This is a genomic window from Cystobacter fuscus (genome assembly GCF_044360685.1).
GTDB lineage: Bacteria > Myxococcota > Myxococcia > Myxococcales > Myxococcaceae > Cystobacter > Cystobacter fuscus_C.
This window is the reverse complement of record NZ_CP043491.1, coordinates 836,859-853,308: the sequence shown is the minus strand read 5'-3', so window position 1 is coordinate 853,308 and position 16,450 is coordinate 836,859. Positions and strand designations below refer to the sequence as shown.

Annotated in this window: 11 protein-coding genes; 2 read left to right on the top strand and 9 right to left on the bottom strand. The window is 71.3% G+C overall.

The genetic code is table 11. From position 1 onward, the window contains the following. Positions 1-384 precede the first annotated feature (384 nt). On the bottom strand, positions 385-2,016 hold the full coding sequence (locus F0U63_RS03585; protein WP_395843705.1) for a DUF6895 family protein: 1,632 nt from the start codon (positions 2,014-2,016) through the stop codon (positions 385-387). A gap of 182 nt (positions 2,017-2,198) precedes the next feature. Between F0U63_RS03585 and F0U63_RS03580 the strand changes: the two genes are divergently transcribed. Further along, positions 2,199-2,852 (top strand): sterol desaturase family protein, encoded by a 654-nt coding sequence (locus tag F0U63_RS03580; protein WP_095983981.1) that lies wholly within the window; start codon positions 2,199-2,201, stop codon positions 2,850-2,852. A gap of 49 nt (positions 2,853-2,901) precedes the next feature. On the opposite strand, the gene upp is transcribed toward F0U63_RS03580, so the two are convergent. The 5 genes from upp to F0U63_RS03555 form a co-directional block, all read right to left on the bottom strand. Further along, positions 2,902-3,540: a uracil phosphoribosyltransferase gene (gene upp, locus F0U63_RS03575; protein ID WP_395843703.1), complete on the bottom strand. Its 639-nt coding sequence runs from the start codon at positions 3,538-3,540 to the stop codon at positions 2,902-2,904. Between the two features lie 32 nt (positions 3,541-3,572). Further along, on the bottom strand, positions 3,573-4,769 hold the full coding sequence (locus F0U63_RS03570; RefSeq protein ID WP_395843701.1) for a URC4/urg3 family protein: 1,197 nt from the start codon (positions 4,767-4,769) through the stop codon (positions 3,573-3,575). Then, positions 4,762-6,015 carry a GTP cyclohydrolase II gene (locus tag F0U63_RS03565; protein ID WP_395843699.1) on the bottom strand — a complete coding sequence of 418 codons (1,254 nt, stop codon included), beginning with the start codon at positions 6,013-6,015 and terminating at the stop codon, positions 4,762-4,764. Before F0U63_RS03565 ends, F0U63_RS03570 begins: the two co-directional genes overlap by 8 nt. Before the next feature lie 40 nt (positions 6,016-6,055). Continuing rightward, complete coding sequence (gene mmsA / locus F0U63_RS03560) at positions 6,056-7,540, bottom strand: CoA-acylating methylmalonate-semialdehyde dehydrogenase (RefSeq protein WP_395843697.1); 1,485 nt, start codon at positions 7,538-7,540, stop codon at positions 6,056-6,058. Between the two features lie 202 nt (positions 7,541-7,742). Further along, positions 7,743-8,966 carry a cytochrome P450 gene (locus F0U63_RS03555; RefSeq protein WP_395843695.1) on the bottom strand — a complete coding sequence of 408 codons (1,224 nt, stop codon included), beginning with the start codon at positions 8,964-8,966 and terminating at the stop codon, positions 7,743-7,745. A 481-nt stretch (positions 8,967-9,447) separates the two neighbouring features. On the opposite strand from F0U63_RS03555, the gene F0U63_RS03550 reads away from it, so the two are divergent. Continuing rightward, positions 9,448-10,170, top strand: a complete 723-nt coding sequence (locus F0U63_RS03550; protein WP_395843693.1) for a DNA-methyltransferase — start codon at positions 9,448-9,450, stop codon at positions 10,168-10,170. 13 nt (positions 10,171-10,183) lie between these two features. On the opposite strand, the gene F0U63_RS03545 is transcribed toward F0U63_RS03550, so the two are convergent. From F0U63_RS03545 to F0U63_RS03535, 3 genes are read right to left on the bottom strand one after another with little or no spacing between them, the layout of a single operon-like run. Beyond that, positions 10,184-12,742: an ATP-binding protein gene (locus tag F0U63_RS03545; protein WP_395843691.1), complete on the bottom strand. Its 2,559-nt coding sequence runs from the start codon at positions 12,740-12,742 to the stop codon at positions 10,184-10,186. Next, positions 12,742-13,200, bottom strand: coding sequence for a response regulator (locus F0U63_RS03540; RefSeq protein ID WP_395843689.1), 459 nt, complete (start codon positions 13,198-13,200; stop codon positions 12,742-12,744). Before F0U63_RS03540 ends, F0U63_RS03545 begins: the two co-directional genes overlap by 1 nt. After that, positions 13,197-16,259 carry an ATP-binding protein gene (locus tag F0U63_RS03535; protein ID WP_395843687.1) on the bottom strand — a complete coding sequence of 1,021 codons (3,063 nt, stop codon included), beginning with the start codon at positions 16,257-16,259 and terminating at the stop codon, positions 13,197-13,199. Before F0U63_RS03535 ends, F0U63_RS03540 begins: the two co-directional genes overlap by 4 nt. Between the last annotated feature and the right edge of the window lie 191 nt (positions 16,260-16,450).

Sequence of the window (16,450 nt, the reverse complement as noted above, 5' to 3'; positions counted from 1 at the left end):
GACTCCAGGACCTGCGGCTCGTCGGGCGGTTGCTCCACGCCACACGCCACGACCGCAATCAATGACAGTACCAACGACAATCGACACGTCACCCCCCGTGACGCGGCCCCACGCCCGGCCATCCCGCTCCAAAGACTCCTGAAAGACGTGAACCCCATGGCGCAACCTCCGGCTCACGGCCAGCTGGGTCTCACCAGGGGCCGTGAACGCAGAATGCGGATGTACGGCCTTCCTTGCATCCACCGGAACTCAAGAAAAGCCTTAGCGGTGAGAGGTTTGACATCCAGGCCGTGTAGAGCCAGACGTTCGCGAAAGGGCGCGTCGGGTCTTCAACAGACAGGCACGACCGCCTGTCTGACGAAACCGAATGCCATACACGGCGTCTCAGCGCGCGGAGACGGTGCGTTCAAGCGCGCCAGCGAACGCGAGCAGGGCCGCCGCGGTGGAATGCGCATCACCCACGGCGCCATCGGGCCGCTGACACGCGGCGAGCAAGGCCAGGAGGGCCTCATGCGCGCCGCCTCCGGACTCTCCCGCGCACTGAAGGCAGAAGACCACTTCGGCCGCCAGGTCCAGGTCCATGCCCTCGATGAGCTCGGGCGTGGCCGCCAGCAATTCCTCCGTCCACGCGCTGGCGTCCGGGGCGAGCAGCGGGGCACGCAGGTAGCGCGTGTCCAGCAAGAACAGGTGGGTGAGCCAGTAGAGGTCCGCCCGGCGCGACACACCGCGAAACACCCGCTCGGGGATGGACAAGCGCACGTCCACACCGCGAGTGGCGGCGATTTCACCCAACAGCCACCCATGAAGCCCATACCCCTCGTCATCGAGGTGCAGCAGGTAGTCACGCAGGGCCGCGGGTGCCAGGGGTGCGGCCGACAAACCGCGCTCGCCCCGCACGTACCAGGCATCCACCCGGGACATGCCCACGTCCGGGGACAACCCGGCGGGAAACTCCAGGGACACCTCCGTGAGGGCCTCCACCGCCTCCTCCACGCGGGCGCCCAGCCCCCAGCGCGCGAAGACCCCCGGGGCGTGACCTTCCAGCATGTGCAGCGTCAGCGCGCGCAGCGCTCGGGACGCGTCATCCGCCCCCGCTGTCAGCGTGAGGAACGCGCCCAGGGCGCGCTCCGCTTCCCGCTCCCGCGCCGGAGGCGGGAGCCCGGGAGGTGCCGGCAGCCGCAGGAGGGCCAGCGCTTCCGGGGTGAAGACGAAGGAGCCCGGCCCCGCCCCGGGCAGCACCCGGCAAGCAGCCGCCACGGCCCGCCGGGCATGGGTATAGCGCTCCCGGAAGGTGCGGCCCGGCACCTCCACGCGGTACGCATCCAGCCGGCGGGCGCCGGTGCGCTCGGCGAGCGTCGCCTGGTGTCCGCTCTTGAAGCAGAGGACGAGCGGAGCGTCCGGAAGCGGCGCCTGGTGCTGGCCGGGCCGGGCGGCCGCGCGCCGCAGCTCCTCGAGGACCTCCTCGGCGGCGCGCGACACGGCCCGCTCGGTGGACACGGCGGTCTTGGTGCACACATAGCCCACCCGCCCCTCCAGCCCCGCCCGCAGCACGTCGTCCCCCGAGACGAACACGGCGGGCACCCCCGCCTCCGACGCCAGCGCCAGCACGAGCTCCGCCTCGGACAGCGTCCGGCCCGCGCACGTCCAGACGCACACCGGCCCTCCAGTATGCGCGCCAAAGCCCCCCGTCCCGGCCGCCGCGTGCATGCCCACGCACGCCACCGCCTGGACGTCCTCGAGCCACGAGGGCGCGAAGGGGTCCTCCCCGGAGCACGGCTCGGCCCCGGGGAGGAGTGCTTGCTCGCCTGGGAAGGGAGCAGCGGAGCACGAGGCATCGCTCACCCGCACGCGCGTGAAGCCCGCCGCCAGCAGGCCCTCCACGGCGGCGTTCACCTCGGCCATCATCCAGGCCCGGGCCTGGGCGGCCCCAGCAGCCCCGGGAAGGAGCGCCCCGAGGGTGTCCACCCCCGCCACCCCCACCACGTCCACGACGAGCCACGCCCCGCGTCCGGTCATCCCTGCCTCCTCGGGGCCAGGATGCCGTGGCCCGATGCTCAGTGGGAGACACCTTCCGGCCAGGCTTCTCCCCCCCCGTTTCGTCACGAGCCCTCTTGACCCCGGGCCTTATAAGGAGGATGGCGGTGTTTTGGCCGGGGGCTCACCGCCCCCGACCTTCCATCTTCCCTGCTGGTACGCCCATGAAGACCGAGTACGAGCGCCACGCCTCCGCACGGATGTTCGAGAACGACTTCCTCGAAGCCGCCTCGAAGATCCATCCCGCCACCCCCTTCGCCTTCTACATCCCGCTCATCACGGGCCTGCTGGCCTGGGCACTGTGGAGCGGGACGACCCAGGTGAAACAGGTCGTCCTGTTCGCGCCCCTGGGCTACCTCACGTGGTGCTTCATGGAGTACACGCTGCACCGCCACCTCTTCCACTGGGAGGGCAACGGTCCGCTCACCCGGCGCTTCCACGCCATCATCCATGGCTACCACCACACGTACCCGGATGATCCGCAGCGGCTGGTGATGCCGCTGGGCGCGAGCATCCCGCTGGCCATCGTGATCGCCGGGCTGTTGTGGCTGGTGGGCCGGCCGGACGCCACCATCCCCTACTTCTTCGGCATCGTCGCGGGCTACCTCGCGTACGACTACCTGCACTGGGCGGTGCACTACAAGAAGCCGTGGACGGCCTGGGGCAAGGCCCTGCGGGCGCACCACATGGCGCACCACTTCGCCTGCCCGGACAAGAACTACGGCATCAGCCACCGGTGGATCGACTCGCTGGTGGGCTCGCTGCGCGTGCGCGAGCAGGCCGCCAGGCCCGAGGCCTCCTCCAGCACGGCGGAGTAGTCCCGGCGGCTGGTCGCGGGCGGGAGTCCAGACCCGCCCGCCAGGGTGCTCAGCGGGTGCCGAAGAGCCGGTCGCCCGCGTCGCCCAGGCCCGGCACGATGTAGCCGTGCTCGTTGAGCTTCTCGTCCACCGCGGCGGTGATGACGTGCACGTCCGGGTGGTGCTCGCGCAGGTTGGCCAGCCCCTCGGGACAGGCCAGCAGGCACATGAAGCGCAGACTGCCCGGCTTGCTGCGCTTGATGCGGGTGAGCGCCGCCACCGCCGAGTTGCCCGTGGCGAGCATTGGATCGCACACGATGACGTCGCGGTCCGCGAGCTGGTTGGGCACCTTGTAGTAGTACTCCACCGCCGAGAGCGTCTTCGGGTCGCGGTACAGGCCGATGTGGCCGATGCGGGCGCTCGGCACCAGTTGCAGCATGCCGTCCAGGATGCCCTGGCCCGCGCGCAGGATGGCCACCAGCACCAGCTTCTTGCCCTCGAGCACCGGCGCGTTCATCTGCGCCATCGGCGTCTCGATGGTCTCCTCCGTCAGCTTCAAGTCCCGCGTCGCCTCGTAGGCGAGCAGCAGGGAGATCTCCTGGAGGAGCGCACGGAAGGACGCCGTGCTCGTGTCCTTGCGGCGCATCAGCGTCAGCTTGTGCTTCACCAGTGGATGGTCCACCACGGTGCAGTTGTCCGCGTATTTCATCGCGATCTCCCCTTCCCTGTTGCCGTTGACACTCAGAACACTGTTCCGTCGCTCTCGATGCGGATGGGCGGTGGGCCCCCCGGGCGTTTCTGGGCGGCCAGCTTCCGCCCCGCGCTCCACGTGCCGCCCTGGAGCACCTTGGCCAGCGGGAGCTGCTCGGCCGTCATCCCGAGCCGCTCGCGCACGCGCTGGCCCACCTCGTCCAGCAACGCCACCGTCAGCGCCCGCCATTCCACGATGGGCTCCGAGCCCGGCTGGTACGCGTCCGTGAAGAGCCGCTCGTCCCGGGGCACCAGCACGCCCCCGTCCACCAGCAGCCCGCCGTTGCGGTACTCGGGCAGTCCGGTGAGCGCCTCCAGTCCCGTCACCTGGAGACCCCCTTCCTCCAGCGGCTCCAGCAGCGAGTAGGTGAGCCACTGCGACAGCTTGTGGAAGGGCACCAGGGAGTCGGGATGATCCAGGGCACCCAGCGCCGAGTGCGGCCACACGTCGCCCAGGTTCACCCCATCCAGGGTGATCCGGCCCGGCCAGATGGGACCCAGCGACTGGAGCACCTGCCCCAGCACCTGCGTCGCCGTCACCTCCCGCCGGCCATGGGCCGCGAGGCGGTCATAGAGCGACCCGGGTCTGGGCAGCACCCGGCCGAGGCCGTGCAGCAGCGACAGCCGGCCCTCCAGGCCCTCGAGCGGATTGTCCTCCGTCACCTGGAAGCCCTCCGCGAGCGCCTCGAGGCTCAGGTTGCGCAAGCCCTCGGCGTCCGCGCGCAGGGGCTGGGAGGCGTCCGAGGAGAACGCGCCCGCGAGGAACATGCGGAAGCTGGCCACGGCGAGGCCCTCGGAGCGCGCGTAGGTGCCGCCACCGGGCTCCTGGTACTTCCACCGGGGTCCGCTGCCCGCGTCCAGGAGCACGCTGGTGACCACCAGGTCCAACTTCGCCCGGGCGCGCTCGGCGGGAGGCAGCGCGGAGAGCCGCGCCTCCAGCTCCGCGTTGCGCCGCACACCGCCCACGTCGAAGTGGCCCCAGCGGCTGTGCACCGGAATGTCGAGCGAGGGATAGGCCTCGCGCGTCACCTCCAGCACGTAGTCCGCCACGGCGGGCAGCCGCGCCGTGTCCACGCGGAAGTGCTCGAGCCGGCCCTCGAGCCCCAGCTCCAGCAGGGCCTGGCACCGCTCGCGGATGGCGCGCGGGCCGAGCAGATAGGAGACAGCGGCCGCGGGCGCCTCAGGCATCGAGCGCCCTGCCCTTCACCGCCTGCAGCTCCGTCTCGGTGGCCACCTTGCCGGTGGTGAAGTAGCCGGCGGCCTTCTTCGCCTCCATCTCCACCTTGGCGTCCGCGGGGATGAGCTCCTCGGGGATCGGCACGCGCTCGAGGATCTCGATCCCCGAGTTGACGATGGCGTCGTGCTTCATGTCGCTCATGGACACGAAGCGGTGGATGCGGGTGATGCCCAGCCAGTGCAGCGAGTCCGGCATCAGCTCCTGGAAGCGCATGTCCTGCACGCCCGCCACGCACTCGGTGCGGTGGAAGTAGGTGGCGGCCGAGTCGCCGCCCTCCTGGCGCTTGCGCGCGTTGTACACGAGGAACTTCGTCACCTCGCCGAGCGCGCGGCCCTCCTTGCGCGAGTAGGCGATGACGCCCGCGCCGCCCTCCTGCGCCGTCTGGATGCAGACCTCAATGCCGTGCGTGAGGTAGGGCCGGCAGGTGCAGATGTCGCTGCCGAACACGTCCGAGCCGTTGCACTCATCGTGCACGCGCACCGCGAGCGGGATGTCGGGGTTGGGAATGGTGTCCATGTCCCCGAAGAAGTAGAGCGTCTGGCCGCCGATGGGCGGCAGGAACACGTCCAGGTCCGAGCGGGTGATGAGCTCGGGGAACATGCCGCCCGTCTGCTCGAAGAGGCCGCGGCGCAGCGCCGCCTCGGTCAGCCCGAAGCGTTTGGCGATTCCCGGCAGGTACCACACCGGCTCGATGGCCGCCTTCACCACGGTCACGTCGCCGTTGGCGCAGAGGATCTTCCCATCCGGCTTGAGGCGGCCCGCGGCGATGGCGTCGCGCAGCTCCGGCATGTTGATGTGCGCGCGGGTGATGGCGATGGAGGGCCGGATGTCCATGCCCTGCTGCACGTAGGTCTGGAAGACCTGCGGCGCCACGGCGCCCCAGGGATCCAGGGACACGATGCGGTGGGGATCACTCCAGGACTTGTGGGGGCCCACCTGCACGGCGGGCGCCGTGTTGGTGAGGTCCGCGCGGTGGTCCTGCGTGAGCTGGCCCGCGGCCACGGCGATGGCGCGGTAGATGGCGTACGAGCCCGAGTGCGTGCCGACGACGTTGCGGTGCGCGGGCTCGGTGAGCGTGGCGATGACGGGGCCCCGGCGCAGGGGGTCCGGGTCTCCCCAGCGGATGGGAAGGACCTGCGTGTCGCTGTCGGGGTGGGACGTGAGACGAATGTGGTTGCTGGCCTTCTTGTCGGGCATGACTCGCCCTCCTTGGAACTCGAGATGCGACTGGCGTGCGTCAGCTCATCCAGCTGCCGTCGGTGCGGGTGCTCCACTTCCGGGTGACCTTCTTGAGGTCCGTCCAGAAGCCGAGGCTCGCGACCCCGGTGATGTCGCCATGGCCGAACTTGGACTCGCCGGTACCGCCGAAGGAGAAGGGCTCGCGGGGCACGGGCACGCCCACGTTGACGCCCACCATGCCCACGCGCGCGCCCTCCACCACCGCCTGCGCCACCGCGCCGTTGGTGGTGAAGATGGAGGCCGCGTTGCCGTAGGGCGAGGCGTTCTCCACCTCGAGCGCCGCGGACAGCGTGGGCACGCGCACGATGGACAGCACCGGGCCGAACAGCTCGCGCTGCGCCGCCTCCATGTCCGGGCGCACCCCATCGAGGATGGTGGGCCCGAGCCAGTGGCCCCCCGCCCATGGCTCGCCCGCGGGACGCTTGCCGCGCCCATCCAGCACCACCCGCGCGCCGGCCTTCTCCGCCGTGGCGATGGCCGTCTCCAGCCGCGTGAGGCTCGCCCGGTCGATGATCGCGCCCATGCCGGGGCCACACTCCAGCCGCGAGGCGCGCTCGCGCACCTGCTCGAGGATGTGCTCCACGTCGCCCACCGCGAGCATCACGCTGGCCGCCATGCAGCGCTGGCCCGCGCACCCGGTGAAGGAGTCCACCACGGCCTGTGAGGTGAGGGCCTCGTCGGCGTCCGGCGCGACGATGAGGTGGTTCTTCGCGCCGCCGAGCGCCAGCACGCGCTTGCCCCGCGCGCTGCCCTCCGCGTACACGCGCCGCGCCACCGCGGACGAGCCCACGAAGCCCACCGCGCGCACGTCCGGGTGGGCCACCAGCGCCTCCACCGCCTCGCGTCCGCCGTGCACCACGGAGAACACGCCGCGCGGCAGGCCCGCCTCCACCAGCAGCTCCCCGAGCGCGCACGCCGTGAGCGGCACCTTCTCCGAGGGCTTGAGGATGAAGCAGTTGCCCACCGTGAGCGCGATGGGAATCATCCACATCGGCACCATGGCGGGGAAGTTGAACGGGGTGATGCCCGCCACCACGCCCAGGGGCTCGCGGCGGAACTCGCAGGTGATGCCGCGGCTCACCTCCATGGCGCCGCCCGCGTCCAGGTTCTGCAGCGACAGCGCGAAGTCACACACCTCCAGGCCCTTGAGCAGACCCGCGCGCGCCTCGGCCACCGTCTTGCCCGCCTCGCTGGCGGCCAGATGGGACAGGCGCTCCAGGTGGGACTCGAGCAGCGAGCGGAAGCGCGCCATGAGCACGGTGCGCTCGCGCAGGGGCGTGGCGCGCCAGCCGGGCACCGCCGCCCGCGCCGCCTCCACCGCCTGGGCCACCCCCGCCTCGGACGTCATCGGCACCCGGCCGATGACCCCTCCGGTATAGGGACTGACCACCTCGGCGAGCGGAACGTCTCGCGGAACCAGCCACTCGCCACCCACGAGGTTACGGCAGGTGATGAGGCTCTCGGGCAACTGGACGAAGGACACGCACTCCCCCACGGCGACGAGGATGTCTTGGAAAACGCAGCCTAGCAGGAGGTCCGACCCATCCTGAAATCAGCCCGGGTCCAGCCCCCCTGTGAGGTATGTTAACCGACAGCATCCTGTCCCGCGGGACATGCCCGGCATCGGCTCGTGCACGCTCCACCAGCCTGCGGCCAGACAAGGGCCCCGTCCGCCCGAGCGTCCGTCACCACCGCACGGGCAGTGTCTCGAAGCCTCGCGCCAGCGGACCGTGGCGCTTGAGCCGGGGCAGGCGCTCCTCGTCCAGGCGCAGGCCGGGGAACTCCTCCAGCAACACCTCGAGGACGCACTCCAGTTCGTGACGGATGAGCCCCGCGTCCAGACGGTGGTGCAGTCCAAAACCAAACGTCACGTGCTTCTGCCGGGCGGCGTCCCGGTGGGGCTCGAAGCGCTCCGGCGTGGTGAAGACCTGGGGATCCCGGTTGGCGGTGGCCACGTCCAGGAACACCGCCTCGCCCGGCCGCAGGGCGCGCCCGCGCAGCGTGAGGGACTCCCCGACGGCGCGGTACAGCACGGGCCGCGCGGGCTGCAAGCGCAGCGCCTCCTCCACGGCCGGCCGGATCCTCGAGCGATCCACCCGGAGCATGCGCCAGAGCTCGGGACGCGCGAGCACCTCATGCAACACATTGCCGAGCTGATCCGTCACGAACCCGAGCTCGCAGACGAGCAGCAGGGCGAGCGTGGACACCCGCTGCACCGCGGTGCGCGCTCCCGGCTGCTCGACCTGGAGCATCCGGCTGAGCAGATCCTCGCCGGGTGCGCGGCGCCGCGCCTCGAGCAGGGGGGTGAGCCAGGAGAGGAAGCCACGCGTCGCGTCCAGGGCCGCCCGTGCGAGGGCGCCCCGATCCGCATCCGCGGCCGGGGAGTGGAAGTCCGCGAGGTGCCAGGCCCAGGCGAGGAAGGACTCCCGGTCCCGCTCGGGAAGGGCGAACACCTCGGCGAGCACGCGCGCGGGCAGGGGCGCGCACACGGCCCGCACCAGGTCCATCCGGTCCTGCCCGCCCCGCCGCACCAGCCGCGCCGCGAGGTCGCGGATGACCGGACGACAGGTGTCGAGCACCTGGGGCGTGAAGCCCGGAGCGGCCTGGCGGCGCAGCGGCGCGGCCTCGCGCCCATCCCACGGATGCGCGGCGAACGTCTCGCGCAGGGCCCCGGCCAGCTCGGGGCTCAGCCCCCGCAGCCGCACGTCGAGCAGATCCTCATGTGAGCTCCCCAACCGCGAGTCGCGCAGGCAGCCCAGCACGTCCTCGTGGCCGCGGATGATCCAGCCCCGCGACGCTTCCGACCAGGACACCGGCTCCTCTTCCCCCAGCGCTCGGCGCGGCGTCGGATCGAACAGGGTCTCGCTCTCGAGCGGATGGTGGTGGGGCTGACGGGCCGCAATCGACATGGTCTTCCTCGCTGGCATCCATCGGGTTTTCACAGAACTCGCCTGCTATTCAGGCAATCCTCGAATGTATTGATTTTAAGTGCATGGGTTGGGCCAGAAGCGGAAACCCCCTCTGGAAAGCAAGGGGGCGGTAAAGCAATGAGCCTGGCTGTAACCGGAGCGCTCCGAACGTGGGTCGATGAACAGCCGTCCCTCCCAGCAGGGCCACTTGAGGTGGAGTGGAGGAGGACCCAGCGGGTCATATGTCACCCCTGGAGTGGGCTCCCGGAGGGGGACATGGCGGGTGGTGGACGGAGGAGGGAGCTGGGAGGGAGGGCAAGCGAGGAATCCGGTGGGGATGAGCCCCCGGGGTGTCGGCGCGGGGACAGTCCGCGCCCCCGTGGGAGGCGGGTGCCGCGCAACCCATGCCCCCTCGCGGGGGTGTCAGAGGCAGGGGTCATAGTCCCGGCCTGCTGGCGCCCTCGGGCCAGACGAGACCACCATGTCCCACTATCGCCTCGCGCACGGTGACGCCGTCGAATGGCTCCGGACCCTCCCGGCGGCCTCGGTCGATCTCGTCGTCACGGATCCCGCCTACGAGTCCCTGGAGAAGCACCGCGCGGTGGGCACCACGACACGTCTCAAGCGGGGCAAGGGCTCGACCAACGCCTGGTTCCCCATCTTCCCGAACGCGCGCTTCCCGGAGCTGTTCCGGGGGCTGTGGCGGGTGATGAAGCGCGACTCGCACTTCTATCTCTTCTGTGACGCGGAGACGATGTTCATCGCCCGGCCGCTCGCGGAGGCCGCGGGCTTCCGGTTCTGGAAGCCACTCGTGTGGGACAAGCAACACATTGGAATGGGCTACCACTACCGGGCCCGCTACGAGTTCATCCTCTTCTTCGAAAAGGGCCGGCGGCGCTTGAGCGACCTGGGCGTGGCGGACGTGCTGAGCGTGCCGCGCATCCACCGGGGCTACCCGACGGAGAAGCCCGCCGGCTTGAGCGAGGTGCTCATCCGCCAGAGCAGCGAGCCAGGGGACGTGGTGGTGGACCCGTTCATGGGCTCGGGCTCGGTGGGCGTGGCGGCGGCTCGGCTCGGCCGGGACTTCCTCGGCACGGACATCTGTGTCGAGGCGCGGGTGCTCACCGAGGCGCGCCTGCGCGCGGAAGGAGCGCGGCCCGAGGAGCGCACCGAGCCCGCGCGGTTCATGCTCCAGAGCGGCTGAGGGGCTGGGCGGCTCACCGCGCGCCGCCCCGGCCCCCCCGTCCGGAGAGGGAGGCCAGGACGGCGAACAACTCGAGCGGCTCCACGGGCTTGGGCACGTGGCTGTTGAAGCCGGCGCGCAGCACCCGCGTGCGGTCCTCCGCGAGCGCGAAGGCGGTGAGGGCCGCCGCGGGGATGCCGCCCCCGGCGTCCACGGGCAAGGAGCGCACCCACCGGATGAGGGCCTCGCCCTCCCCTTCAGGCCCCTCCAGGTCGGACAGCAGGACGTCGGGGGACAGGCGGGCGAGCGCCTCCAGGGCCTCGCGGGCGGAGGCGGCCACCGAGACACGGGCCTGACAGGACTCCAGCCACGTGCGCAGCAGCTCCCGGGTGTCCGCGTCCTCCTCCACCACGAGCACGTGCAGGCCGATGAGCTCGGGAGGGCAGGACTCGGAGGCCCGCGCCCCTTCCAGCCACGTGTCGCCGGGGAGCGGGGTGTTCGCCCGGCGCGAGGACGAGGCCTCGGGCAGGTCCACCGTGAAGGTGGCGCCCCGGCCCACGCCGTCGCTCGCGACGGCCACCGTGCCCCCATGCATCTCCACCAGGTGGCGCACGATGGACAGGCCCAGTCCGAGCCCGCCGAACCTGCGCGTGGTGCTGCCATCGGCCTGACGGAAGCGCTCGAAGACATGCGGCAGGAAGTCCGGGGAGATGCCCTCGCCGGTGTCCGTCACGGTGAGGTGCACGAGCGCGCCCCGCCGGGCCAGCTCCACCCGCACCTGGCCCGACGGGGGCGTGAACTTCACCGCGTTGGCGAGCAGGTTCCACGCCACCTGTTGCAGCCGCTGCGCGTCCCCCATCACCCGGCACGAGGCGTCGAGCGCGAGGTGCACCTGGATGTTCTTCGCATCCGCGGCGGGGCGCACCACCTCGAGCGCCTGCGCCACCACGGACGAGAACTCCACCGGCACCACGTCCAGCTTGAGCTTGCCCACCATGATGCGGCTCACGTCGAGCAGATCCTCGATGAGCTGGGCCTGGGCGCGCGCGTTGCGCTCCACGGTCTCCAGGGCGCGCTCGCGCTTGTCCCCGGACAGGCCGCCCATGCGCAACAGGCGCACCCAGCCGAGCATGGCGGTGAGGGGCGTGCGCAGCTCATGGCTCACCGTGGCGAGGAATTCATCCTTGAGGCGGCTGGCCTCCTCGGCGGCGGTGCGCGCGGCCTTCTCCCCGGCGAACAGGCGCGCGGCGTCCTCCTCCGCGCGCAGCCGCTCCAGCCCCAGGGCGATGCTGTCCACGGCATGCTGGAGGGTGTCGAGGCAGCCCTGGGTGAAGGGGTTGCGTGACACCACCACCACCACGCCCAACGTCTTGTTCCCCACGCGCAGCGGATGGCCCGCGAAGCCCCCCAGGCCCTCGCGCTCCACCCACTCCAGCTCCGCCTCCCGCGCGCCCTCTCCCGGGAGGGTGAACACGAGGGGCGTGTGCGTCCGGGCCAGCCGGCCCACCAGCAACGGCGAGTCGAGCGGCACCTGGCCGAACAGCTCCTCGGGGGGAGCGGACGGGCCCGCGCTGGCCTCGGGCACGAGCAGCTCCACGGGCTCCTCGAGCAACCACACCCGGGCGAGCGCCGCGTCCAGGTAGCGCGCCAGGGCCTCGACACACCGCCCCAGCATGTCCCGCCGGTGCGAGCCCCGGGTGAGCGCCAGCCCCACGTCCGCCATCAACTGGCCGAGGCGGGCCTGGCGCGACAGCACCGCCTCCACCTCCTTCTGCGCGGAGATGTCCTGCATCACGCCCACCATGCGCACCGGCCGGCCCGAGGCGTCATGGGAGACGTGGCCCCGGTCCACCACGTGGGTGTAGCGGCCATCCTTGCGGCGGAAGCGGAACTCCTCCTGCCAGCGCCGCGCCCCCGATTGGACGGCGGCCTCGATGCCCCGCTTCACGCGCTCGCGATCCTCGGGATGGATGGCCTTTTCCCACCAGAAGACGTCCTGGCGGATCTCCTCCCGCGAGTAGCCGAAGAGCGTCTCCACGGCGTCGTTCCACTGCACCACGTGGGTGAGCAGGTCCCAATCCCAGACGGCATCCGAGGTGGCCAGGGTGGCCAGGCGGTAGCGCTCCTCGGACTGACGCAGCGCCACCTCGGCGCGCTCGCGCTCGAGCGCTCCCTGGGCCTCGCGCAGGGCGCGCTCGACACTGGGCACCAGGCGCTCGAGCCGGTCCTTGAGGACGTAGTCCGTGGCGCCGCTCTTGAGCAGCTCGATGGCCCGGTCCTCGCCCAGCGCGCCGGAGACGAAGAGGAAGGGCGTGTCGGGGCAGGCCTGGCGCGCCGTGGCGAGCGCGGCGGTGCCGCCAAAGCCCGGGACGCTGTAGTCGCAGAGGATGACATCGAAGCGCTCACGGCCGAGCGCGGCGGTGAACGCCTCCTGGGTGTCCACCCGCACCACGTGCGCCTTGAGGCCTCCGTCCTCGAGGCGGGCGTGGATGAGCTCGGCGTCCAGCGCACTGTCCTCCAGCATCAGCACGGCGAGCGGACGCCCCGTCCTGGACGGAGCCCGCGCGGAGGCCTCCGGGTCCGGAACGCGCATCAGAGGTTGTCCTTGCGCACCGTGCCCGGAGGTGGCTCGTTGAGGATGGCCCAGAACAACCCCAGCTCCTTGAGCGCGGAGGTGAAGGCGTTGAAGCCCACGGGCTTCACCACGTAGGCGTTGACGCCCAGACCATAGGCGCGCTTGAGGTCCGGCTCCTCCCGGGACGAGGTGAGCATCACCACGGGAACCGTCCTGAGCTCGGGATCGCCCTTGAGCCGGGCGAGCACCTCGAGGCCATTCAACTTGGGCAGCTTCAGGTCCAGCAGCACCACCGCCGGGTGCTCCTCGCCCCGTGCCTCGAAGGCCCCGCGGCGGAAGAGGTAGTCGAGCGCCTGCTGGCCGTCCTTGACCACGTCCACCTCGTTGGCCAGGTGCGTCTCCTCGAGGGCGGCGAGGGTCAATTGCACGTCGTTGTCACTGTCCTCGACGAGAAGGATGCGCTTGAGGGTGCTCATGTCGTGGGGGTCTCCGCTTGAGGCGGGCTCGCCTTGGGCAGGGTGAAATGGAAGGTGGCTCCCTCGTCCACGGCCCCCTCGGCCCAGACGCGGCCGCCGTGCCGGGAGACGATGCGCCGCACGTTCGCCAGACCGATTCCCGTTCCCTCGAACTGCTCGGACGTGTGCAGGCGTTGGAAGACGCCGAAGAGCTTGTCCACGTACTGCATCTCGAAGCCCACCCCGTTGTCACGCACGTGGATGACCACCTCGCGGGGGGACTCCTCGGCGGACAGCTCGATGAGGGCCTCGCTCCGGGGCCGCGTGTACTTGAGGCAGTTGGACAGCAGGTTCTTGAGGACCAGCCGCAAAAGCGCGGGGTCGCCCAGCACCAGGGGCAGGGGCGCCACGTGCCAGAGCACCCGGCGCCCCTCGGCCTCGGGCGCCAGCTCCGAGCGGAGATCGTCCACCAGGGGCAGCAGATCCACCCGGCTGCGCTTGAGCTCGCCCCGCCCCAGGCGGCTGAAGGCGAGCAGATCATCCACGAGCTGGCCGCCCTTCTGGGCCGATTCCATGATGGTGCGCAGGTAGCGGCGCGACTTGTCGTCGAGGCCCCCCCCGGCGCTCTTTCCGAGCAGCTCGGCGAAGCCGAGGATGTGGCGCAGCGGCGCGCGCAGGTCGTGGCTCACCGAATAGCTGAAGCTCTCCAGCTCCTGGTTGGACTCCTGGAGCTGGGCGGTGCGCTCGATCACCTTGAGCTCGAGCTGCGCGTTGAGCTGACGGACCTGCTCCTCGTTGGCGCGGCGCAGCCGGGAGATCTCCAGCCGGGCGCCCACGCGCGCCAGCAACTCGCGCGCGGAGAAGGGCTTGATGAGGTAGTCATCGGCGCCCGCCTCCAGGCCCTCCACGTGCGCCTCCTCGCCGGCGCGGGCGGACAGCATGATGACGGGCACCGAGCGCGTGCGCTCCTCCGCCCGGAGCGCGCGCAGCAGCCCGAAGCCATCCAGCCCCGGCATCATCACATCCGTGAGGACCAGCTCGGGCGGCTCGCGCAGCGCGGACTCCAGGGCCCGCCGGCCATCCCCCACGGCCTCCACACGCCAGCGAGCGCCCAGCAGCCGGGAGACGTACTCGCGCATGTCCGCGTTGTCGTCGGCGAGCAGGATGCGCGCGCCCCCGGTGGACAGGGGTTGGGCGCGCTCCCCTGGGGAAGCGGTGACCGGCACGGAGGACGGCCCGCCCTCGGCGCCCACCCAGCGCAGCGCTTCCTCGACATAGGCGTCGGCCCGGGAGACCGTCGAGGCGAGCGCGCGGGGAGCCCCGAGTCGCTCGGGCGGCAGGTGCGCGTGCCCCATGGGCAGCGAGACGAAGAAGGCGGTGCCCTCGCCCAGGGTGCTCTCGGCCCGGACGGAGCCACCATGCAGCGCCACGAGCTCGCGTACCAGCGCCAGACCGATGCCGCTGCCCTCGTGGGTGCGCGAGCGCGCGCCCTGGACGCGATGGAAGCGCTCGAAGAGCCTGGGCATCGCCTCGGGCGGGATGCCGGTGCCCGTGTCGCGCACGGTGAGCTCCACGTGCGTGCCCCGGGCCTCCAGGCGCACGGAGATCTCCCCGGCGAACGTGAACTTGAGCGCGTTGGAGAGGAGATTGAGCACGATCTTCTCCCACATGTCGCGGTCGACGTAGACGGGCGCGGGCAACGGCGCGCACTCCACGCTCAGGCGCAGTCCGGCGCGCTCCACCGCGGAGCGGAAGATGCTCGCCAGCTCACACGTCAGCTCCGCCAGGTCCATGGGGACGAAGGAGGCCTCGAGGCGGCCCGCCTCGAGGCGGCTGAAGTCGAGCAGCGTGTTGACCAGCTTCAACAAGCGCAGCTCGTTGCGGTGGACCATCTCCAGCGCCGGCCCGCGCAGCACCGGGTCCGGCGAGGCGAGCGCGTCCTCGGTGGGACCGAGCATCAACGTGAGCGGCGTGCGGAACTCGTGACTCACGTTGGAGAAGAAGAGCGTCTTGGCCCGGTCCAGCTCCGCGAGCGCCTCGGCCCGCTTGCGCTCGACCTCGAACGCCGTGGCGGTCGACACGGCGCGGGCCACCAGCGCCGCCGCGCGCTCGGCGAACTGGAGATAGTCCTCGTCGACGGCCCGGCGAGGGCTGGCCCCCATGATGAGGAACCCGGACGCCTCGCCCGCGCCACCCGGCAGGAAGGGAGCCACCAGCGCCGTGTGCGTGGGCTCCGGCCAGTTACCGCCGGGGGGAGCGAAGCCGATCCGCTCGGACAGTCCCATCACCTGCTGCACACGGCCCGTGCTCCGGGCCTCGGTCAGGGGCCAGGCCACGTGCGGCCCGGACTCCAGCGGGAGCCGCTCGGGGAAGGTGCCCGTGGGAAGTCCCGCCTCCGCGACGAGCCGCGCGTCGGAGAGCCCGTCCTCCACGAGGTAGAGCGCGCAGAAGGTCACGTCCGCGAGCGACGAGCCCAGCGTGCTCGCGGCCAGGGTGCAGGCCTCCCGGGCCGAGCGCGCCAGGACCACCCGCTCTCCCAGCTCGCGCAGCACCTGGTTGCGCCGCGCGTTGATGACGCGGTAGGTCGTCTCCATCACCGCGTTGAAGATGCCCTCGACCCGGCCGCTCTCGCCCCGGATGGGGCTGAGGGTGTAGTTGAAGTAGCACTCCTCGGTGTACCCATGGCGGTGCATGAGCAGGAGGCTGTCCTCGAGGTACGTGGCCTCGCCGGTCGCCATCACCCGCGCGAACGCCTCCCCGATGGAGTCCCAGATCTCCGGCCACACCTCGCGCCCGCTCCTGCCGAGCGCCCACGGGTGCTTGCCTCCGGCGATGGGGGCGTAGCCGTCGTTGTACAGCATCACGTATTCCGGGCCCCAATAGAGGTTGATGGGGAAGCCCGAGCCCAGGCAGATGCTGATGGCCGAGCGCAAGCTCTGGGGCCAGGACTCGACGGGACCCAGGGGAGACTTCGACCAGTCCAGGGCGCGCATCAGCGCCCCCGTGTCTCCACCTCCCGAGAGGACCTCCGCGGCGGAGGCGCGGTCGCGCGAGGGGGCCTCGCCGACGGACGCCTTCATCGGGACATCTCCCGCCAGCCGCGAAGCTGCTCGGTCCACGCCATCACGCATTTCCTTTCCGGACACCCCGGAGCCTGTCCGCCGGCGCATCCGCGCACCACGCCCGTGCCTCGCATCATCCCCCGTGTCGGGTCACGAAGAGAATCCAGGAGAAGAGCGGGAACCGAGCAGTGAATGCCCGGGAGAACACA